Consider the following 20,848-nt stretch of genomic DNA (forward strand, 5'->3'; position numbering starts at 1 on the left):
CCGGACCACCCCCTCCCAGGAACACGCGATGCGCGGGCGTTCGGTTCCCTGGGCCGGTCAGGCGCCCGCCCCGCGTTCGTCGTACGCTCCATGCGCCCCCTCTGCGCCTTCTGCCTCCTCTGGCGCCTCTGCCCTCTCTTCGTAGTACGCCCGCACGCGCGCATGCGTCTCGGGCGGCGCCCCCACGTGGTCCAGGCCGAGCAGTGCGGCACCCAGCACCGGGCGGGCCGTGACCACCCGGGGGTCCGCCTTGGGCGCCCGGGCCGCCAGCAGCTCCCTGATCCGGTCGTCCAGTTGGGGATGGCGGGCGGCCAGGATGCTGCCGCCGAGCAGCACCGGGGCCTCCTCGTCGAGCAGGTCCAGCCGGGTCAGCGCGACCGTGGCCATCGCGACCACCTCCTCCGCGAGCCGGTCGACGATCGCGCGGGCCACCGGATCGCCCTCACCGGCCGTGGCGAACAGCACCGGCGTCAGCTCATGGCGCCGTTCGTGCGTGATGTGCTCCAGATGGAGCGCCTCGATGAGCGTGTACATGGAGCCGAGTCCGAAGTGCGCGGGCAGGGTGCGGGCCAGGGCCGTGGGTCCGCCCCGGCCGTCCTCCGCGCGTGCCGCCCACCACAGGGCCTCCTCCGCCAGGCCCCAGCCGCCGCCCCAGTCGCCGGATATGCGGCCGAGCGCGGGGAAGCGGGCGGTGCGCCCGTCAGGACGCATGCCCGCGCAGTTGATGCCCGCGCCGCACACGACCGCCACCCCCCGGGGCTCGGCGACACCGGCCCGCAGGACGGCGAAGGTGTCGTTGCGCACCTCGACGGTTCTGCCCCACCCCCGCGCGTGCAGCGCCGCCGCCAACTGCTCCTCCTCCACCGGGAGGTCCGCGTTGGCGAGACAGGCCGAGACATGGCCGGCCGAGTCGGCCCGGGCCGCGGCGAAGGCCCGTGCCACCGCGTCGGCCAGGGCGTTCACGGCCGTCTCCACACCCACGGCCGGCGGCCGGAACCCCCCGCCCCGCGCGGTGCCGAGCACCCGGCCGTCCGCGGCCACGACGGCCACGTCGGTCTTGCTGTTGCCCGCGTCGATGGCGAGGACGCTTGCGGTCAGGCCCACGCGAGGTGCTCCCGGTTGTGCGCGATCAGCTGGTCGGTGAGGGCGTCGGCGTAGGCGTACTGGCCGATGAGGGGGTGGGCGAGCAGCGCCCGGAAGACGCGGTCGCGCCCGCCGCGCAGGGCGGCCTCCAGTGCCAGTTCCTCGTACGCGGCCACGTTCGCCATCAGCCCCGCGTACAGCGGGTCCACCTCGGGCACCGGCAGGGGGGCCGGTCCGTGCGGCCCGACGGCGGCCTGCACCTCGATCACCGCGTCGTCCGGCAGGAAGGGCAGCGTGCCGGTGTTGTACGTGTTCACCACCTGGTACGGCGAACCCCCGCCCGCCAGCAGGGACGCGGCGAGGTCCACGGCCGCCTCCGAGTAGTAGGCGCCGCCCCGCTTGGCCAGCAGCGCCGGCTTCTCGTCGAGCGCGGGGTCCGCGTACATCCCCAGCAGCTCCCGCTCCATGGCGGCGACCTCCGCGGCCCGGGACGGCTTGCCGCGCAGCTCCTGTACGACCTCGTCGTGCGCGTAGTAGTAGCGCAGGTAGTACGAGGGGACCACGCCCAGGCGGTCGACGAGGGAGCGCGGCAGGTGCAGATCGTCGGCGATCGAGTCCCCGTGCTCGGCGAGCAGCTTGGGCAGCACGTTGTCGCCCTCGGGGCCGCCGAGACGCACACCTGTCTCCCAGGTGAGGTGGTTGAGCCCCACATGGTCGAGATGGACATCGGCGGGCGTGACACCGAGCAGCGCGGCGAACCTCCGCTGGAAGCCGATCGCCACGTTGCACAGCCCGACCGCTCGGTGGCCCTCCTGGAGGAGGGCACGGGTGACGATGCCCACCGGGTTGGTGAAGTCGACGATCCAGGCACCGGGGTTGGCACGGCGGACGCGGTCGGCGATGTCGAGGACCACCGGCACCGTGCGCAGCGCCTTGGCGAGGCCGCCCGCGCCGGTCGTCTCCTGGCCGACGCAGCCGCACTCCAGCGGCCAGGTCTCGTCCTGCTGCCGCGCGGCCTGGCCGCCGACGCGCAGCTGGAGCAGCACGGCGTCGGCGCCCTCGACCGCCCGGTCCAGGTCGTCGGTCGTGACGACGCGCCCCGGATGCCCCTGCCGGGCGAAGATGCGCCGGGCCAGCCCGCCCACCAGCTCCACGCGGTCGGGGGCCGGGTCGACGAGGACCAGCTCCTCCACGGGGAGGGTGTCCCTCAGTCGTGCGAATCCGTCGACGAGTTCGGGTGTGTAGGTCGAGCCTCCGCCGACCACGGTGAGCTTCAATGTTCTAGCCCTTCACTCCGGTGAGCGTGACACCCTCGACGAACGCCTTCTGGGCGAAGAAGAACACGAGGATCACAGGGGCCATGACCAGCACGGTGGCGGCCATGGTGAGGTTCCAGTCGGTGTGGTGCGCCCCCTTGAACGACTCCAGGCCGTAACTGAGCGTCCACGCGGCCGGGTTCTCCGAGGCGTAGATCTGCGGTCCGAAGTAGTCGTTCCAGGCGTAGAAGAACTGGAAGAGCGCGACGGCGGCGATGCCCGGCCGTGCCATGGGCAGGACGACCCTCAGCAGGGTCCGCAGGTCGCCGCAGCCGTCCACCTTCGCCGCGTCCAGGTACTCGTTCGGGACGGTCATCAGGAACTGGCGCAGCAGGAAGACGGAGAACGCGTCGCCGAACGCCATCGGGATGATCAGCGGCCACAGCGTGCCGGACAGGTCCAGCTGCTTGGCCCAGAACAGATACATCGGGATGATGATCACCTGTGGTGGCAGCATCATCATCGAGATCACCAGCATCAGGGACAGATTGCGGCCCCGGAAGCGGAACTTGGCCAGGGCGTAGGCGACCGGGATCGACGACACGACGGTCAGGACGGTGCCCAGGCCCGCGTAGATCAGGGTGTTCTTCCACCAGGTGAGGAAGCCGGGCGTGTCGAAGACCTTCTTGTAGTTGCCCCACTCCCAGGTGTGCGGGATCAGATCGCGGCTGAGTGCCTGGCTGTCGCTCATCAACGAGGTCAGGAACACGAACACGAAAGGCAGGGTGAAGAAGAGGGCGGTGGCCACGCCGAGGGAGTGGACCGCGATCCACTCCAGCAGCGCCTTGCGGCGGGCGGTGCGCGCGGCGGGCGAAGCGGCCCGCCTCAACTCCGCGGGCCGGTCGAGTACTTGGGTCATGGTCAGTCACCTGCCAGGTTGAGGCCGCCCCGGCGCCGCATCAGGAACGCGGTGAACACCATCGACAGGGCGAAGAGCACGAGCGCGACCACACAGGCGGAGCCGTAGTCGAAGCGCTGGAAGCCGAGGTTGTAGACGAGCTGGGGCAGGGTGAGCGTGGACTTGTCGGGGTAGCCCGGCTCGAACTGGGTGCCGGCGCCCTGGATGACGCCCGAGGCGACCTTCCCCGCGATCAGCGGCTGCGTGTAGTACTGCATGGTCTGGATCACGCCGGTGACCACGGCGAACATCACGATGGGGGAGATGTTCGGCAGGGTGACCCAGCGGAAGCGCTGCCACGCCGACGCGCCGTCCAGCTCGGCCGCCTCGTACTGCTCCTTCGGCACGTCCAGCAGCGCGGCCATGAAGATGACCATCAGGTCGCCGACGCCCCACAGGGCGAGCAGGGTGAGGGCGGGCTTGGACCAGGCGGGGTCGTTGAACCAGCCCGGCGCCGGGATGCCGATCTTGTCGAGGATCGAGTTGACCGGTCCGGTACCGGGGTTCAGCAGAAAGGCGAAGGCCATGGTGGCGGCCACGGGCGGGGCGAGGTAGGGCAGGTAGAAGAGGGTGCGGAAGACACCCGTAGCGGTCTTGATCTTGGTGATGAGCAGGCCCACGCCGAGTCCGAAGACGACCCGCAGACTGACCGCGACGACCACGAGCCACAGGGTGTTGCGCAGCGCCGGCCAGAACAGGGGGTAGTCCCGGAAGACGTACGCCCAGTTCTTCGTCCCGCTCCAGGTCGGCGGCCGGAAGCCGTCGTAGTGCATGAAGGAGAAGTAGACCGTCGAGATCAGCGGATACGCGAAGAAGACCGCGAAGCCGATCAGCCAGGGCGACATGAAGGCAGCCGTGCGCAGGGCCGCCCGGCGGCGTTTGGACGCGAGGGTGAGGGCGGTCATCGTCACTTCGCCTGCGCGATGTCCGTGTCGATCTGCCGGGCCGTGCTCGCCAGGCCGGCCTTGAGGTCCTTGGCCTTGCCGCTCTCGTAGTCGTAGCCGAACTGCTGGATGGTCACGAGGTACTGGCCGCCGTTGACGGAGGCGGGCGTCGTCGTGGAGTCGGGGTTGGCCGCGATGTCCAGGAACGTCTTGAAGCGCGGGTCGTACTTCAGCTTGGGGGACTTCAGCGCGGCCAGCGTGGAGGGCACGTTGTGGATGTCGTTGGCGAAGCCGACCACCGCGTCCGTGTCCGTGGTCATGTACTTCACCAGTTCCCAGGCCGCGTTCTGCCTCTTGCTGGTGGCGGCGATGCCGGCGATGGTGCCGGTGATGTAGCCCTTGCCGTACTGGGACGCCTGGTCGTCGGGCACGGGCAGCGGGGCGACCCCTATGTCGAACTTCGCCCCCGCGTCCAGGGCCATGCCGAGGCGCCACTCGCCGTCGAGCTGCATGGCGACCTGGCCCGTGTGGAAGGGGTGCTTCGGGCCCCACTCGTCACCGAGCTCGGAGCGGTACTTCTCCAGCTTCTGGAAGCCACCCAGTTCGTCCACGAGCTTCTTCTGAAGGGTGAAGCCCTGGGTGAACGCCTGGTCCTTGGCGAGGTTCGACTTGCCCTGCGCGTCGAAGTACGTCGGGGAGAACTGCGCGAAGTAGTGCTCGGTGGTGGTCTCCCAGCCGTGGTAGTCCGGCATGAACCCCAGCTGCTTGTAGCCGTCGCCCTCGGGGATCGTGAGCTTCTTCGCGTCGGTCTCGAACTCGGACCAGGTCTTGGGCGCCCCGGCGATGCCCGCCTTCTTGAAGGCGGTCTTGTTGTAGTAGAGCCCGTAGGCGTCGCCCAGCAGCGGCACCGTGCAGCGGTTGCCGTCGAACCGGGTGTACTCGTTCATCGGCTTCGGGAAGGTCGTGGCCGGGTCGATGCCCGACTTCTTGAAGAACGGGTTCAGGTCGACCAGGGCCCCGGACGAGCAGAACTTGCCCACGTTGTTCGTGGTGAAGGAGGAGATGACGTCGGGTGCCTTGTCGCCGCCGGAGCGCAGCGCCTGGTTGATCTTGTCGTCGGTCATGTTGGCGACGACGTTGACACGGATGTTGGGATGCGCCTTCTCGAACCCCGAGACCAGCGCGTTCACGGCCTTGGTCTCGGAGGGTGCGCTCCAGGCGTGCCAGAAGTTGATGGTGGTCTCCTTGGACGCGTCGTCGTTCGCGCCGGAGGAGGACTGGCCGGTGCAGGCGGTGGTGAGCAGGGCGACGGATGCGGTCAGGGCAAAAGCCGTCTTTCGGATCACTTCGGGCATGACAGGATCTCCCTGGGGCGGGCGGATGTGAGGCGACCGGGGCGGGTGTCGGGGCCGGGTGAGGTGCGGTTGCTCAGCGCGAGGTGTCGAAGACCTCGTCGCGGGTGGTCGCGAGGGCGCTCTCCAGCGCGCCGCGCAGCACGGGGTGTTGGCGTACGTCGCCGACGACGAGGCGCGGCCGGGACGCGGCCAGCTCCTCCAGTTCGGCCTGGAGCAGGGCCCGCAGCGGCTCGCCGCCCGCGGTGAGCGAGGTGCCGCTGAGGACCACGAGTTCGGGGTCGAGCACGGAGACGAGCGCGGCGAGACCCGTGGCGAGTCGGGTCGCGTACGTCCGGAGCAGGCGCCGGTGGGGGCCCGAGGCATGGTCGGCGCCCAGGGCGACGAGGGTGGCGGCGACCTCGGTGTGCGGCCCGGTGGGCACGTCCTCGATACCGAGTTCGCGGGCCAGCCCGGGCAGCGCCTGGGAGCCGGCCAGTTCCTGGTAGCCGCCGCTGCCCGCCCGGGTCACCTGGCGGACCAGGGGTGCGCCGGGCACCGGCAGAAAGCCGACCTCGCCGGCGCCGCCGGTCCAGCCGCGGTGCAGCCGTCCGCCGAGCACGAGGGCGGCGCCGAGACCGCCCTCGTTCCACAGCAGGACGAAGTCGCCGTGGCCCCGGGCCGCGCCCAGCCGCTGCTCGGCGAGCGCGACGAGGTTGACGTCGTTCTCGTACTCGACGGGCATCGGCAGGGCGGCGGCGAGTTCGTCGAGCAGCGAGGGGGAGTGCCAGCCGGGCAGGTGGGAGGCGTAGCGGAGGCGGCCGGTGGTGGGGTCGAAGGCGCCGGGGGTGCCGATGACGACCCGGTGGACGTCGGCGACGGTGAGCCCGGCGGCCTTCACGGCGCCGCCGAGGGCGTCGGTGACCTGCTGGACGACGGGCTGCGCCGGTCGGCGGCCGGGGGTGGGCAGTTCGAACTCGCCGACCGTTCTGCCGGTCACGTCGGCGACGGCGGCGAGGAGGCGCTCGGGGGTGACGTCGAGGCCGGCGACATGGGCGGCGGCCGGATTCACCACGTACAGCTGGGCGTTGGGGCCGGGTCGGCCCTCGCTGGTGCCGGTCATCAGGACCAGCCCGGCGGCTTCGAGACGGGCGAGGAGCTGGGAGGCGGTGGGCTTCGACAGGCCGGTGAGCTTGCCGATCCGGGTGCGGCTGAGCGGGCCGTGCTCCAGGAGCAGGTCGAGGGCGGCGCGGTCGTTCATGGCGCGCAGCACACGCGGGGTGCCCGGCGTACCGGCGGATCCTGCCATGTGTGTCGCCACCTGCCTTTCAACGGACCAGCTTCTCAGCGGGGCCGTCGGGAAGTCCACCGGGTGATCGTCGCCGGGGCCCGTCCCTGGCCGGGAGGTCCTTCGTAGATCACTGTTAGGAAAGTTTCCAATTGGTGAGAGGAAAGTAGGCCCGGTGTCGTGGGGGCGTCAATACCGCCACGGGCGGCAATCAAGTCGTTACCTGAACGCGTCAGGAGGCGGCTCCCGGAGTGTCCGGGAGCCGCCTCCTGACGTACGTACGACCGCTACTTCGCCGGCGGCCGGACCGGCGGGATCGGGGTCGCCGCCTCCGACTGGGGCGAGGCGGTGTTCGCATACACCGACGGGGCCGCCGCCGTGGCCGTCGGGTCGGGTGTCACCACCTCGTCCACCGTGGCCGTGGCGCCGCCCACGATGCGGATGTCCGCCTCGTCGAAGGCCCGCTTGACGCGCCAGCGCAGCTCGCGCTCCACCGTCAGCGCCTTGCCCGGCATCGTCTTCGCGCTGAGCCGGATCACCATCGAGTCCAGCAGCACGCTGTCCAGGCCGAGCACCTCGATCGGGCCCCACAGCAGCTCGTTCCAGGGCTCGTCCTTGCTCATCCGCTCGGCCACCTGGTCGAGGGCCGCCTTCACCCGGTCCAGGTTCTCGCTCGCACGGACGGTCACGTCCACCCCGGCCGTCGCCCAGCCCTGGGAGAGGTTGCCGATGCGCTTGACCTCGCCGTTGCGGACGTACCAGATCTCGCCGCTGTCGCCGCGCAGCTTCGTCACCCGCAGACCGACCTCGATCACCTCTCCGGAGGCCACACCCGCGTCGATGACGTCGCCCACGCCGTACTGATCCTCCAGGATCATGAACACGCCGGACAGAAAGTCCGTCACCAGGTTGCGCGCGCCGAAACCGATCGCCACACCCGCGACACCGGCGGAGGCGAGCAGCGGCGCCAGATTGATCTGGAAGGACGCCAGCACCATCAGCGCCGCCGTGCCCATGATGAGGAACGACGCCACCGAGCGCAGTACCGAGCCGATCGCCTGCGAGCGCTGCCTGCGGCGCTCCGCGTTCACCAGCAGACCGCCCAGCGCCGTGCCGTCCACCGCCTGGGCGGTCCGGCTCATGCGGTCGATCAGCTTGGTTATCGCGCGCCGCACCATCACTCTCAGCACCGCCGCGATCACCAGGATCAGCACGACCCTGAGACCGATCGCGAGCCACGTGGACCAGTTCTGCTCGACCCAGCTCGCGGCGTTCGTCGCGCTCTGCTGGGCGTCCTGGAACGTGGGCACCGCCGGTGCCGTCGTCTGCGAGGGCGACGGGGACGGCGTGGCGCCGGCAGTCGATAGAGCGGGCAAGGACACGACAGGGACCTCCAGGTGCAATACAGCGTCCGCCTCCGGTCTCCGTGGCCTAGGTCACGGAAAGGTCACCGGAGGGCAGGAGCACCACACTAACGGTGCATCGTGTGGGGATCCGGCCGATGTGCCGAGGAGAGACAGTGCTCACTGGGGAAGTAAGGGGGCGCGCAATGGGGGATGCTTCCGGTGTGGTCGAAAACACTCCCAGCCCGTTACCGGGACATGGTGGCGCTTCCACCAGGCATGAGGGGAGACTGACTGCAGATCGTCCCGGCGCGAGCCACGCGCCGCCGGCGTACAAGGAGGCATCCGTGCCGCACGTCCTGGTCCTCAACGCGTCGTACGAGCCACTCGGCGTCGTACCGCTCCGCCGCGCGCTCGTCCTCGTCCTCGAGAACAAGGCCGTAAGCCTCGAGGAGTCCGGCGCCTTCATGCACAGCGCAACCGTTACTGTCCCCGCACCCAGCGTGGTCCGGCTCAAGCGATTCGTGCGGGTTCCCTACCGGGGGCCCGTTCCTCTCACCCGGCGCGCGCTCTTCGCACGCGACGGGGGCCGGTGCATGTACTGCGGTGGCGTCGCAACCAGCGTCGACCACGTCATTCCGCGCAGCCGCGGTGGTCAGCACGTCTGGGACAACGTGGTGGCGTCCTGTCGCCGCTGCAACCATGTCAAGGCCGACCGGCACCTCTTCGAGATCGGCTGGCGGCTCCGTCACAAGCCAGCTCCACCCACCGGCCTGGCCTGGCGCATCATCGGTACCGGGCATAGGGACCCGCGCTGGCTGCCCTATCTGCAGCCGTACGGCGCGGACGACGCCTTGGCCCGGATCGACGGCATTTCCGCCTGACGGTCCGGGCTTCTGCGTTCTCCGGGGCGAGTGCCCCGGCAGGCAACGTCTGCCCGTGCAGCAGCGGCGTCCGGCGCGCCGGGCGTCGCGGCGGTGTGAACGTTGCCTGTTGGGGTGCAGGCGGCTCAGCCGACCGCCCCGGGGCCACCGGCGGCCGGCCGTACCTCGCCGGCCGCCCCGCACCCCTGCTCCGGCCCCGGGAGTCCCCTGCGCTCCCGGGACCGGACGTGTGGTGTGCCCGGTCCGGTGCGGGCGTCCGGTGAGGTGCGGCCCCGCGCGGGCGTCCGGCGCGCCCCGGCCCGACGCGGGCGTCAGGCGTGCCGCAGCTCGGACGGGCTGAGGGAGCGGCGCAGCAGCGGCAGGGACGTGGCCGCCGCCAGCAGGCAGGCCGCGTACACCACGACCGGCACCAGCAGCGGGACCAGCGGCAGCGACGTCCCGGCCGTGTCGGCCAGGAGCGCGTACCAGACGGCGATGCCCATGCCCCCGAGGCCCGCCAGGGCCACCGAGGGCGCGAGGGGCAGGGCGGTCTCCAGGAGCAGCGCCCGGGTCAGTACGGGGGCCGGGACACCGGCGGCGGCCTGCGCGGCGAGCCCCCGGCGCCGGGTGGCCAGCGACTCGGCCGTGCCCACGGCCAGGCCGCAGAGCGTGATCACCAGGGCGAGCCCCAGCGTGGCCCCGGTCAGGTCGAGGCCGGTGACGTAGAAGGAGACGTCCATGGCCAGTGACCGCGCGCCGCGCTCGTGCAGGGTCTCCAGCAGCACCTGCCGTACGCCCATGAACCCGGTCCCGACGACCGTCACCAGCAGGACGGCCGCATGGGTGCGGGCGGCGGTCCAGGGCTCGTCGCGCAGCCGTTCGGCCGCGATCAGCACCGCCGGGTCGCCGGTGCGTTCCGCGAGCCGCCGGCCGATGCGCCGGGAGGTGACCCCGCTGAGCCAGACGGCACACGCCCCGGTACCGATCACCACGGACAGCACCAGCGCCGGGGCCGTGTCGAAGCCGCCGAAGGAGGACGGCGCCACGAGGATCCCGGCTACCAGGAGACCCGACGCCGCCAGCGGGAGCAGTGGTCCGGGGCCCCGGCCGGCGCGCGGGCGCACCCGGCGCACTCGGCCCAGCGGCTCCGCGACCACCCGCCGCAGCGCCACCACGCCCACCAGCGCGCCCAGCACCGGCACGGCCGCGGTGAGCAGGGCGCACACCACCCACAGCAGGGCCGGTGCGGCCGGCCACAGCCGCAGCAGGAGCGGCACGGCGACGACCGTGGCGAGGACCGAGCCCCCAGACACGCGAGGCCCGCCTCCAGCGCGGCGATCCGCCGCACCTGGCCGGGCGCGGCACCGGCCAGCCGCAGCCGGGCCAGCCGCCGGTCACGGTGCACGGCGCCGATCCGGGCGCACTGCGCGAGGAAGCCCAGCACGGGCACGAGCAGCAGGAGCAGGGTGAGGACCACGCCCCCGCGCTCGCCCGGATCGTTCAGCAGTCCGTTCCCCAGGGCGATGTCGTACTGTCCCCGCAGCGAGGCCACCGCGGCGGCGGCCAGCCCCAGCCCCGTGGCGAGCCCGGCGCCCACCGCGGTCAGCAGCACCCGCCACCCCTCCCGCCGGTCCGAGCCGCGGGTCAGCAGCCAGGCCAGACGCAGTTCACCGCTCATCGCGCCGCCTCCGTGGCCCCGGCCCCGACGACACCGTCCCGCAGGGTCGCCTCACGGTCCGCGTACGCCGCCACCTGGGCGTCGTGGGTGATCAGCAGCACCGCCGTGTCCGACGCCCGGGCCGTGTGCGCGAGCGCGGTCATCACCTGCTCCGAGGCCAGGGAGTCCAGGGCGCCGGTGGGCTCGTCCGCGAACACCACCTTCGGCCCGGTCACCAGGGCCCGCGCGAGGGCCACGCACTGCGCCTGCCCCCCGCTCATCTCGCCGGGCCGCAGATCCCGCTGCCCGAGCACGCCGAACCGCTCCAGCCAGTCGCCGGCCCGCTCCCGCGCCTCGCGGCGCGCCGCGCCCGCGATCAGCAGCGGCAGCGCCACATTGTCGACGGCGGTCAGCTCGGGGATCAGCTGCCCGAACTGGAAGACCACCCCGAACTCCGTGCGCCGCAGCTCGCTCAGCCGGGTCTCCGGGAGCTCGTTCAGGCGTTCTCCCGCGTACTCGACCGTGCCCGAGTCCGGGCGGACGATCCCCGCGAGGCAGTGCAACAGGGTGGACTTGCCGCTGCCGCTGGTCCCGGTCACGGCGAGGATCTCGCCCGCGTGCAGTTCGACGGAGGCGCCGCGCAGGGCCGGGGTGGGGCCGTGCGCCTTGTGCAGGTGACGGCCGGTCAGGAGGGGTGGCGTCATACGGTGTCGACCTCCGCGGTCAGGGTGGTGAGCCGGGCCGCCGTGGTGGTCATCCAGCGGAGGTCGGCGTCGAGGTGGTTGAGGGCGTAGTCCGCCGAGAGCACGGTCGCGAGATCGGCGCCCGGCGCGGTCTTCACCGCGGTCAGCTCCCGCATCCGCGCCTTGTGCGCGTCGCGCTGCGCCGTGAGGTAGGCGGCCGGGTCCGCCGACGCGAGGATCGCCACGACGACCTTGGCGAAGATCTCGTTCGAGACGAACGGCGCTGGAGGAGTGATCTCCCCGGCCCAGCGGGCCAGTTCGCGCGCGCCGGCGTCGGTGGAGCGGTACAGCGTGCGTTCCGGGCCACCGTCGGAACCGGTTCCCTCGACCTCGGCCAGGCCGTCGCGGACCAGGCGCTGCAATGTCGTGTAGACCTGCCCGTACGCCAGCGGCCGCGCCTGCGGGAACCGCTCGTCGTGCCGCCGCTTGAGGTCGTAGCCATGGCTCGGCCCCGCGACGAGCAGCCCCAGCAGGAGGTGACGGGTGCTCATGAAGATCAGTATGTACTCACTACATGTACTGAGTGAATAGTGAGCCGCGAAATTTCGGGCGAAGGAGCGTGCGCCGACCCCGGACAAGCGGGTACGGTCTGTGACGAAACGCACGATGTCCGTCCTCGTACGTCTGCGGACGCGCCCGCTGGGTAGGCCAGTTCTCACCCGCATCCGTCGTACGACGACAAGGAGGCCCCCGTGGCCGTACCGGTACACCCCCCGCTTCCGGCCCTGTCCAAACGCGTCTTCGAACGCGAGGACTCCGACGCCCTGTTGTGCGTCCTGAGCGCGGAGGTCGCCTGCTCCGAGGCGCCGCTCACCAGTGAACCGCCGCTGCCCGACGCCGGACCGCTCACCAGCGAACCCCCGCTCGCCGACACCACGCCGCTGACCAGCGAGCCCCTGGCCGCCGGTCCGGACCCCACGGGGTTCTAGATGGCGCCGGCCGACCCCGGGCGCGACGGGACGCCACTGGCCCGGCTCGCCGCGCTGCACGGCGTCGCCACCTCCTACCAGCCCGCCCCGGACCGTACGGCCAAGGCGTCGGACACCGCGGTCACCGCCGCCCTCGCGGCGCTCGGCGTCGACGCGAGCACCCCCGACGCCGTACGGGACTCCCTGGCCGCCCGCGAGAGCGAAGTGCGCGGACGCCTGCTGCCGCCCACCGTGGTCGGCTGGGGCGGACGCCCGCCGGCCGTCTTGGCCTCCCTTCCTGAGGGCACCCGGCTGAGGGTCGAGACCGAGCAGGGGGAGACCCGCGACTCGGCCGCGCGACTCCCGCCCGGGGTCCATGCTCTGTGGGTGACCGCGCCCGACGGACGGACCGCCGAGGCCCATCTCGTCGCCGCGCCCGACCGGCTGCCCGAGCCGCCCGGGCGCTCCTTCGGACTGCTCGTCCAGCTCTACTCCCTGCTCTCCCGCCGCTCCTGGGGCATGGGCGACCTCGGTGACCTCACCGAGCTGACCGCATGGGCGGGCCGGACGCTCGGCGCCGGATTCGTCCAGCTCAACCCGTTGCACGCCGCCGTCCCCGGCCCGCCCACGGACCCCTCCCCCTACCGCCCCTCCTCGCGCCGCTACCCGGACCCCGTGCATCTGCGCGTCGAGGACGTCCCCGAGTTCCCGTACACCGAGGACCAGGCCCGGCTGCGGGCGCTGCTGGAGCGGGCCGCGCGGCTGCGGGAGTCCGTCCTCGACAAGGGCGCGCTGATCGACCGCGACGCCGTGTGGGACCTCAAGCGCGAGGCGCTCGAACTCGTGCACGCCGTGCCTCTCGGGCCCGGGCGGCGGGCCGCGTACGCCGACTTCCTCGCCGAGGAGGGCAAGGCGCTGGAGGACTACGCCACCTGGTGCGCGCTCGCCGAGGTGTACGGCTCCGACCGGCACGCCTGGCCCGCCCGGCTGCGCGATCCGCGCTCGCCCGAGACCGCCCGCGCCCGTGCCGAGCTGATGGACCGCGTCGACTTCCACACCTGGCTCGCCTGGCTGACCGACGCCCAGCTCGCCACCGCCCAGCGCACCGCGCGCGACGCCGGGATGGCCGTGGGACTGATCCACGACCTCGCCGTCGGTGTGCACCCGGGCGGCGCCGACGCCTGGGCGCAGCAGGACCATCTCGCGGCCGGCATCTCGGTGGGCGCCCCGCCGGACGCCTTCAACCCGCGCGGCCAGGACTGGGGCCTGCCGCCCTGGCGCCCCGACCGTCTCGCCGCCTCCGGGTACGCCCCCTACCGCCGGCTGCTGCGCGCCCTCTTCCGGCACGCGGGCGCCCTGCGCATCGACCATGTCATGGGCCTGTTCCGGCTGTGGTGGGTGCCGCAGGGGCAGCCGCCCACGGAGGGGACCTACGTCCGCTACGACGCCGAGGCCATGCTCGCCGTCCTGGTCCTGGAGGCCGCCCGCGCGGGGGCGCTGGTCATCGGGGAGGACCTCGGGACGGTGGAGCCGGGCGTGCGGGAGACGCTGCACGAACGCGGGGTGCTCGGCACCTCCGTCCTGTGGTTCGAACGGGACTGGGAGGGCACCGGGCAGCCGCTGCCGCCCGAACGCTGGCGGGCGGACTGCCTGGCCACCGCCACCACCCACGACCTGCCGCCGACCGCCGCCCGGCTCACCGGCGAGCACGTGGAACTGCGCGACCGGCTCGGTCTGCTGACCCGCCCCCTGGACCAGGAACGCGCCGCGGCGGCCGCCGACGCCCGCGAATGGCTCGCTCTGCTGACCCGGCTCGGCCTGCTGACGGGGACGAGCGGCGGGGATCCCACGGCCGCGGAGGAGCTGGAGGTGCAGGCCGTCCACCGGTTCCTGCTGCGCACACCCGCCCGGCTGATCGGGGTCTGGCTCCCGGACGCGGTGGGCGACCGCCGTCCGCAGAACCTGCCGGGCACCTGGGACGAGTACCCCAACTGGCGTCTGCCGATGGCGGACGCCGAGGGACGCCCGATCACCCTGGAGGAACTGGCGGCCGCACCGCGGCTGCACGCGCTGATGGACGTGGTGCGGGAGGGGGACACCGCCCCGGACGGGAATCCGGGGTGACCGGGTGAAGCCGTGACAGGCCCTAGCGGACCCCGGGCGCGCGGCCTGTCCGGGCGTTCGCTACTTTTGCACCGTGGACAAGAAGAACGCCCTGCGCGCCGGCGCCCTGGCCGCCGGTACGACGCTGATGATGCTGCTCATGTCGTCCCCCGCGCTCGCGCTGACGCGCGACGACGGCGATGACCCCGGCAAGGGCCTGAGTGTGGCCGAGACGCTGGGGCTGTTCGTCGTGGCGCCGATCGTGCTGTTCGCGATCATCGCGGGCCTCGTCATGGCCACCGACAAGACCCGCAAGCAGGCCAAGCAGGGCTGAGCCCCCTTTCGGGCAGCCGCGGTCCGTCCCGGGCCAGTAGGCCGTCCGCCCTTCCGCACGTCCCGTCGAGGGAGTCCACGCACCGGTGCGCGGACTCCCTCGACGTGTTACAAGTGGGCAAGCGGCATCGACCGACAGGTACGGACACGCCCTCGTCGACCCGCGGATGCCGGCAGGCGTCCGTCGGCCGACGACCCTTGGCACCAGGAGGTCGCCATGGCAGGCAAGACCCGCACCCCTGTTTCCGGCGACGGCGGCGCCACCGGTGTCATCGTCGTCGGCGCCGGTCCCACCGGCCTCCTCCTCTCGGGTGATCTCGCCACCGCCGGCGTCCCCGTCACCCTGGTCGAGAAGCGGCCCCACCGGATCAGCAACCTCTCCCGCGCCTTCGGCGTGCACGCCCGTACCCTGGAGCAGCTCGACGCCCGAGGCCTCGCCGACGAGCTGGAGGCGCGGGGACAGGCCCTCTCCGAGTTCCGGCTCTTCGGCCGTCTGTCCGTCCGGCTCAGCCGCATCCCCTCCCGCTTCAACCACATTCTCGTCGTCCCGCAGTACGAGGTGGAGAGGGTGCTGGAGCGGCGGGCGGCGGAGGCCGGGGTGCGGTTCGTGTACGACACCGAGGTCACCGGACTGGTCCAGGACGCCGACGGGGTGACCGTCCAGGTGCGCGGCGCCGGGGGCGAGCCCGGGCAGATGCGCGCCGCGTACGCCGTCGGCGCCGACGGACTGCACAGTGCCGTCCGCCGGGCGATCGGCCTGCCCTTCCCCGGCCGGTCCGTGATCCGTTCCCTCGTCCTCGCCGACGTCCTGCTCGACGAGAAACCCGAGCAGGTGATCACCGCCAACGCCGTCAGCGAGGCCTTCGCCTTCGTCGCGCCCTTCGGCGACGGCTACTACCGGGTCATCGGCTGGCGCAGGGGCCGCGACCTGCCCGACACCGCGCCGATCGGTCTCGACGAGGTCCGGGAGATCGTCCGCCTCGCGCTCGGCCGCGACTACGGCATGCGCGACGCCCGCTGGATGTCCCGCTTCCACAGCGACGAACGGCAGGCGCCCGCCTACCGCGTCGGCCGAGCCCTGCTCGCCGGGGACGCCGCGCACGTCCACAGCCCGGCCGGCGGCCAGGGCCTGAACACCGGCCTCCAGGACGCCGCGAACCTCTCCTGGAAGCTCGCCGCCGTCCTGCGCGGCCACGCCGGCCCCGAACTCCTCGACACCTACCAGTCCGAGCGTCACCCGGTGGGCAGGGCCGTGCTGCGCAGCAGCGGCGGACTCATCCGGATGGCGATAGCCCGGCACCCCTGGAGCATGGCCCTGCGCGCCGTGCTGGTCGGCCTCTTCAACCATGTCGGCCCGGCACAGCGGCGCGCGATCGGCCAGATCACCGGAATCGGGTACCGCTACCCCGCCCCGCGCGGCGCCCATCCGCTGACCGGCCGGCGCGCCCCGGACATCGCGCTGACCACCGGACGTCTCTACGAGGTCCTGCGCGGCGGCAGGTTCGTGCTGATCGCCCCGGACGGCGTCGAGGCGCACGGCCGCAAGGACCGGCTCGCGGTGGAGCACTGGGCGAGCGGACGCCGTACGGCCGTGCTCGTGCGGCCCGACGGATACATCGCCTGGGCGGCCGAGGCGCCCGACGCGGACCGGATCGAGGAGGCGCTGGTCAGCTGGACGGGCCCGAGCTGACCGTGACGGTCAGCAACTGACGCAGCAGCTCGGCCAGTTGGCCGGTCTGCCGCGCGTTCAGGGCGGTCAGGGCCTTCGCCTGGACAGCCAGGCCCGCGCCGACCGCCTCGTCGATCAGCCGGAGCCCCTCCCCGGTGAGCGTCACCCGCAGACCGCGCCGGTCGTGCGGGTCGGGGGAGCGGCGCAGCAGTCCGGCCGCCTCCAGCTTGTCCAGACGGCCGGTCATGCCGCCCGTGGTGAGCATGAGGGTGGCCGACAGCCGGCGCGGCGAGAGCGTGTAGGGCTCGCCGGAGCGGCGCAGGGTCGCCAGCACGTCGAACTCGCCGCGGGAGATCCCGTAATCGGCGTACGCCTTCTCCATCCGGTCGCCCATCGCCCGCGACAGCCGGAAGATCCGCCCGAAGACCTCCATCGCGGCGGTGTCGAGGTCCGGCCGCACGGCGGCCCACTGCTCGATGATCGCGTCGACGGGGTCCCGGGGGGTCTGGTCCATGCGGAGAGTATCCGTCCGTCTCGAGGTCGCTTGCAAGCAAGTGGGTCGGCACTGAGTAAGTCACTGCCCAATGACTTGACGGTGATTAGCTTGGCACTAAGTTAATCAGTGCTGAGCCAATACCGGCTGAGCCGACCCACCGGGCCGAACCACAAGGGGGTCTCATGAAGCGGTACGCCACGGTCCTGCTCACCGGCCTCGCGCCCGTCTCCTGGGGCACGACCTACGCCGTCACCACCGAGTTCCTGCCGGACGGGCGGCCGCTGTTCACCGGCCTGATGCGCGCGCTGCCCGCCGGACTGCTGCTGCTCGCGCTCGGCTGGGTACTGCCGCGCGGCGCCTGGTGGTGGAAGGCGCCGGTGCTGGGCGCGCTCAACATCGGCGCCTTCTTCCCGCTGCTGTTCCTGTCCGCGTACCGGCTGCCCGGCGGTATGGCGGCCGTCGTCGGATCGGTCGGGCCGCTGTTCGTGGCCGGACTCTCGGCACTGCTGCTCGCGGAGCGGCCTACCGTCCGCACGCTGCTGACGGGCGCCGCCGCGGCCCTCGGGGTCAGCCTGGTCGTCCTGAAGGCCGCCGGCGCGCTCGACCCGGTCGGGGTGCTCGCCGCGCTCGCCGCCACCGCCTCCATGTCCACCGGCACCGTGCTCGCCAAGCGCTGGGGCCGCCCGGACGGCGTCGGCCCGCTCGCCCTCACCGGCTGGCAGCTGACCGCGGGCGGGCTGCTGATCGCGCCGATCGCGCTGCTCGTCGAGGGGGCACCGCCCGCACTCGACGGGCGGGCCCTCGGCGGCTATCTCTACCTCGCGCTCGCGAACACCGCGGTCGCGTACTGGCTGTGGTTCCGGGGCATCGGGCGGCTCACCGCCACCCAGGTCACCTTCCTCGGCCCGCTGTCCCCGCTGACCGCCGCCGTCGTGGGCTGGGCGGCGCTCGGCCAGGCGCTCACCCCCGTACAACTCGCCGGGACGGCCCTGGCGTTCGGTGCGACGGTCCTCGGCCAGCGCCCGACCACCGCACCGGCCGCCGCAGCGACCGCCGCACCGGCCGGCGCCGCCCGGAAGAGGGACGTACCGTGGACGGCGGCCCCCGCCGACGCCGACTGAGCACGTACGAGAGAGACCGAGCACGCGCACGGCAGAGGGCGCCCGGCAGGAGCCGGACGCCCTCGTCGCTCAGGTCGGGGCGGCAGCCGCTATGCCCGGGCGGCGGCCGCGTCCGCGGCCTGTGCCCGGAGCGCGCGCTCGACGCCCGCGCGCGACTCCAGGATCAGCCGGCGCAGCGCCGGGGGCGGCTCCGCGGCGGCCAGCCACGCGTCGGTCTTCGCCAGCGTCTCCTCGGACACCTGGACCGCCGGGTAGAGGCCGACCACGATCTGCTGGGCCATCTCGTGGGAGCGGGAGTCCCAGATGTCCCTGACCACCTCGAAGTACCGGTCGGTGTACGGGGCGAGCAGCTCGCGCTGGTCCGTCTGCACGAAGCCCCCGATCACCGCCTCCTGCACGGCGTTGGGCAGCTTGTCGGACTCGATGACCGACGCCCACGCCTCCGCCTTGGCCTCGGCGGTCGGACGGGCGGCGCGGGCGGTGGCCGCGTGCCGCTCACCGGCCGCCGTCTTGTCCCGCGTCAGCTCGCCCGCGATCTCCGGCTCGTCGAAGCGGCCCACGGCCGCGAGCCGCTCCACGAACGCCCAGCGCAGCTCGGTGTCGACGACCAGGCCCTCGATCGTCTGCGAACCCTCCAGCAGCGCCTCCAGCAGGTCCAGCTGCTCCGGCGTCCGGGCGGTCGCCGCGAAGGCGCGCGCCCAGGCGAGCTGGTGGTCGCTGCCCGGCTCGGCGGCACGCAGATGGGCCAGGGTCGCCTCCGTCCACCGGGTCAGCAGCGCCTCGCGCGCGGACGGGTCGGCGTACAGGTCGATCGCCAGCTTCACCTGGCGGTGCAGCGACTGCACGACACCGATGTCCGACTCCTTGGAGATGCCGGACAGCACCAGGGAGAGGTAGTCGCGGGTCGCGAGCTCGGCGTCCCGCGTCATGTCCCAGGCCGAGGCCCAGCCCAGGGCACGCGGCAGCGAGGAGTCGAAGTCGCCCAGGTGCTCGGTGACGAAGGCGAGCGACTGCTCGTCCAGCCGGACCTTGGCGTACGACAGGTCGTCGTCGTTGAGCAGGATCACGTCCGGACGGCGCCGGCCCGCCAGCTGCGGCACGGCGGTCAGTTCGCCGTCCACGTCCAGCTCGATCCGGCCGTCCTCGGCGCGCAGCAGTTTGCCGCTGGCGGCGTCGAGGACGTACAGGCCGACGGCGATGCGGTGCGGACGCAGCGTCGGCTCGCCCTTGGCGCCGACCGGCAGCGCCGGGGCCTCCTGGCGGATGGCGAAGGAGGTGATGACGCCGTCCGCGTCCGTCTCCACCTCGGGACGCAGGACGTTGATGCCCGCCGTCTCCAGCCACTTGCTCGACCAGGTCTTCAGATCCCGGCCGGAGGTCTTCTCCAGGGCGCCCAGCAGATCGGACAGGCGCGTGTTGCCGAACGCGTGCTGCTTGAAGTACGCCTGCACGCCCGCGAAGAACGCGTCCATGCCGACGTAGGCGACGAGCTGCTTGAGGACCGAGGCACCCTTGGCGTACGTGATGCCGTCGAAGTTGACGAGGACGTCGTCCAGGTCGTTGATCTCGGCCATGATCGGGTGGGTGGACGGCAGCTGGTCCTGCCGGTACGCCCAGGTCTTCATGGAGTTCGCGAACGTCGTCCAGGAGTGCGGCCAGCGGCTCTCGGGGTGGTACGCCATACAGGCGGCCTCGGCGTAGGTGGCGAACGACTCGTTCAGCCACAGGTCGTTCCACCACTCCATGGTGACCAGGTCGCCGAACCACATGTGGGCCAGCTCGTGCAGGATCGTGGCGGCCCGGGACTCGTACGCCGCGTCCGTCACCTTCGAGCGGAAGACGTACTGGTCGCGGAAGGTGACCGCGCCCGCGTTCTCCATCGCGCCCGCGTTGAACTCCGGCACGAACAGCTGGTCGTACTTCTTGAACGGGTACGCGTAGTCGAACTTCTCCTGGAACCAGTCGAAGCCCTGCCGGGTCACCTCGAAGATCGCGTCGGCGTCCAGGAACTCCGCGAGCGACGGCCGGCAGTAGATGCCGAGCGGGACGGTGCGCCCGTCCTTCTCGTAGACGCTGTGCACGGAGTGGTACGGGCCGACGATGAGGGCGGTGATGTACGTCGAGATCCGCGGCGTCGGCTCGAAGACCCAGACGTCGTCCTCGGGCTCCGGAGTCGGCGAGTTGGAGATGACGGTCCAGCCGGTGGGCGCCTTCACGGTGAACTGGAAGGTGGCCTTCAGGTCGGGCTGCTCGAACGAGGCGAACACACGCCGCGCGTCGGGCACCTCGAACTGGGTGTAGAGGTACGCCTGCTCGTCGACGGGGTCGACGAAACGGTGCAGGCCCTCGCCGGTGTTGGTGTAGGCGCAGTCGGCGACCACGCGCAGGACGTTGCGGCCCTGAAGGAGGCCGGGGAGGGCGATCCGCGAGTCCTTGAAGACCTCGGCCGGGTCCAGGGCGTCGCCGTTGAGGGTCACCTCGTGGACCGTCGGGGCCACCAGGTCGATGAACGACTCCGCGCCGTTCTCCTGGGAGTCGAAGCGCACCGTGGTCACGGACCGGTAGGTGCCGCCCTCCTGCGCGCCGGAGAGGTCGAGATCGATCTCGTACGAGTCAACGGTGAGCAGCTTCGCCCGCTGCTGCGCCTCTGCGCGAGTCAGGTTTGTGCCAGGCACGCGGTCATCTCCTCGTTATGTGTGGGTTGCGCCATCCTTCCATGTCACCACGGTGTTGGGCGATGACCCAGGGGTCCACCACGGGGCCGGGAAAGGCAAGGGGCGCGCACCCGGCGGTGCGCGCCCCTTGTGGCGTG

At 72.2% G+C, this 20,848-nt stretch carries 17 protein-coding genes and 1 pseudogene; 6 read left to right on the forward strand and 12 right to left on the reverse strand.

Annotation, left to right across the window (positions count from 1 at the left end; genetic code table 11):
* Positions 1-57: 57 nt before the first annotated feature.
* From ACFY2Z_RS21130 to ACFY2Z_RS21160, 7 genes are all read right to left on the reverse strand, one after another.
* Complete coding sequence (locus ACFY2Z_RS21130; RefSeq protein ID WP_390745642.1) at positions 58-1,104, reverse strand: N-acetylglucosamine kinase; 1,047 nt, start codon at positions 1,102-1,104, stop codon at positions 58-60.
* Complete coding sequence (locus tag ACFY2Z_RS21135; protein WP_390745643.1) at positions 1,095-2,360, reverse strand: 6-phospho-beta-glucosidase; 1,266 nt, start codon at positions 2,358-2,360, stop codon at positions 1,095-1,097. The genes ACFY2Z_RS21130 and ACFY2Z_RS21135 overlap by 10 nt, the downstream gene beginning before the upstream one ends.
* A 4-nt stretch (positions 2,361-2,364) precedes the next feature.
* On the reverse strand, positions 2,365-3,258 hold the full coding sequence (locus ACFY2Z_RS21140; protein WP_390745644.1) for a carbohydrate ABC transporter permease: 894 nt from the start codon (positions 3,256-3,258) through the stop codon (positions 2,365-2,367).
* Positions 3,259-3,260: 2 nt separating this feature from the next.
* On the reverse strand, positions 3,261-4,202 hold the full coding sequence (locus tag ACFY2Z_RS21145) for a carbohydrate ABC transporter permease (RefSeq protein WP_390745645.1): 942 nt from the start codon (positions 4,200-4,202) through the stop codon (positions 3,261-3,263).
* Positions 4,203-4,204: 2 nt separating this feature from the next.
* Positions 4,205-5,536 (reverse strand): ABC transporter substrate-binding protein, encoded by a 1,332-nt coding sequence (locus ACFY2Z_RS21150; RefSeq protein ID WP_390745646.1) that lies wholly within the window; start codon positions 5,534-5,536, stop codon positions 4,205-4,207.
* A gap of 73 nt (positions 5,537-5,609) precedes the next feature.
* On the reverse strand, positions 5,610-6,821 hold the full coding sequence (locus tag ACFY2Z_RS21155; RefSeq protein WP_390745647.1) for an ROK family protein: 1,212 nt from the start codon (positions 6,819-6,821) through the stop codon (positions 5,610-5,612).
* A 266-nt stretch (positions 6,822-7,087) separates the two neighbouring features.
* Positions 7,088-8,182, reverse strand: coding sequence for a mechanosensitive ion channel family protein (locus tag ACFY2Z_RS21160; protein WP_390745648.1), 1,095 nt, complete (start codon positions 8,180-8,182; stop codon positions 7,088-7,090).
* Positions 8,183-8,490: 308 nt separating this feature from the next.
* On the opposite strand from ACFY2Z_RS21160, the gene ACFY2Z_RS21165 reads away from it, so the two are divergent.
* Positions 8,491-9,027: an HNH endonuclease gene (locus ACFY2Z_RS21165; protein WP_390745649.1), complete on the forward strand. Its 537-nt coding sequence runs from the start codon at positions 8,491-8,493 to the stop codon at positions 9,025-9,027.
* A 311-nt stretch (positions 9,028-9,338) separates the two neighbouring features.
* Here the strand turns inward: ACFY2Z_RS21165 and ACFY2Z_RS21170 are convergent.
* The 3 genes and pseudogenes from ACFY2Z_RS21170 to ACFY2Z_RS21180 form a co-directional block, all read right to left on the reverse strand.
* A pseudogene (locus ACFY2Z_RS21170) lies at positions 9,339-10,684 on the reverse strand (ABC transporter permease).
* Positions 10,681-11,367 carry an ABC transporter ATP-binding protein gene (locus ACFY2Z_RS21175; RefSeq protein WP_390745650.1) on the reverse strand — a complete coding sequence of 229 codons (687 nt, stop codon included), beginning with the start codon at positions 11,365-11,367 and terminating at the stop codon, positions 10,681-10,683. Before ACFY2Z_RS21175 ends, ACFY2Z_RS21170 begins: the two are co-directional and overlap by 4 nt.
* Positions 11,364-11,897: a PadR family transcriptional regulator gene (locus tag ACFY2Z_RS21180; RefSeq protein ID WP_390745651.1), complete on the reverse strand. Its 534-nt coding sequence runs from the start codon at positions 11,895-11,897 to the stop codon at positions 11,364-11,366. Before ACFY2Z_RS21180 ends, ACFY2Z_RS21175 begins: the two co-directional genes overlap by 4 nt.
* Before the next feature lie 201 nt (positions 11,898-12,098).
* Here ACFY2Z_RS21180 and ACFY2Z_RS21185 point away from each other — a divergent pair, with 201 nt between their 5' ends.
* The 4 genes from ACFY2Z_RS21185 to ACFY2Z_RS21200 all read left to right on the forward strand — a co-directional run bounded on the left by ACFY2Z_RS21185 (position 12,099) and on the right by ACFY2Z_RS21200 (position 16,440).
* Positions 12,099-12,335, forward strand: a complete 237-nt coding sequence (locus tag ACFY2Z_RS21185) for a hypothetical protein (protein ID WP_390745652.1) — start codon at positions 12,099-12,101, stop codon at positions 12,333-12,335.
* Positions 12,336-14,438 (forward strand): 4-alpha-glucanotransferase, encoded by a 2,103-nt coding sequence (gene malQ / locus ACFY2Z_RS21190; protein WP_390745653.1) that lies wholly within the window; start codon positions 12,336-12,338, stop codon positions 14,436-14,438.
* A gap of 73 nt (positions 14,439-14,511) precedes the next feature.
* A complete protein-coding gene (locus ACFY2Z_RS21195; RefSeq protein WP_390745654.1) occupies positions 14,512-14,751 on the forward strand; it encodes a hypothetical protein in 240 nt (79 codons plus the stop codon).
* 216 nt (positions 14,752-14,967) lie between these two features.
* The gene (locus ACFY2Z_RS21200) at positions 14,968-16,440 is read left to right on the forward strand and encodes an FAD-dependent monooxygenase (RefSeq protein WP_390745655.1); all 1,473 of its coding nucleotides are present in this window, start codon (positions 14,968-14,970) and stop codon (positions 16,438-16,440) included.
* On the opposite strand, the gene ACFY2Z_RS21205 is transcribed toward ACFY2Z_RS21200, so the two are convergent.
* Complete coding sequence (locus ACFY2Z_RS21205) at positions 16,418-16,933, reverse strand: MarR family winged helix-turn-helix transcriptional regulator (protein ID WP_390745656.1); 516 nt, start codon at positions 16,931-16,933, stop codon at positions 16,418-16,420. The genes ACFY2Z_RS21200 and ACFY2Z_RS21205 overlap by 23 nt on opposite strands.
* A 164-nt stretch (positions 16,934-17,097) precedes the next feature.
* Between ACFY2Z_RS21205 and ACFY2Z_RS21210 the strand changes: the two genes are divergently transcribed.
* The gene (locus ACFY2Z_RS21210; protein ID WP_390745657.1) at positions 17,098-18,036 is read left to right on the forward strand and encodes an EamA family transporter; all 939 of its coding nucleotides are present in this window, start codon (positions 17,098-17,100) and stop codon (positions 18,034-18,036) included.
* Between the two features lie 89 nt (positions 18,037-18,125).
* Here the strand turns inward: ACFY2Z_RS21210 and pepN are convergent, their stop codons facing one another.
* Entirely contained in the window at positions 18,126-20,711 is a 2,586-nt protein-coding gene (gene pepN, locus ACFY2Z_RS21215; RefSeq protein ID WP_390745658.1) for an aminopeptidase N, read from the reverse strand.
* Positions 20,712-20,848 lie beyond the last annotated feature (137 nt).

The organism is Streptomyces sp. NPDC001222, assembly GCF_042896945.1.
GTDB classification, from domain to species: domain Bacteria; phylum Actinomycetota; class Actinomycetes; order Streptomycetales; family Streptomycetaceae; genus Streptomyces; species Streptomyces gibsoniae.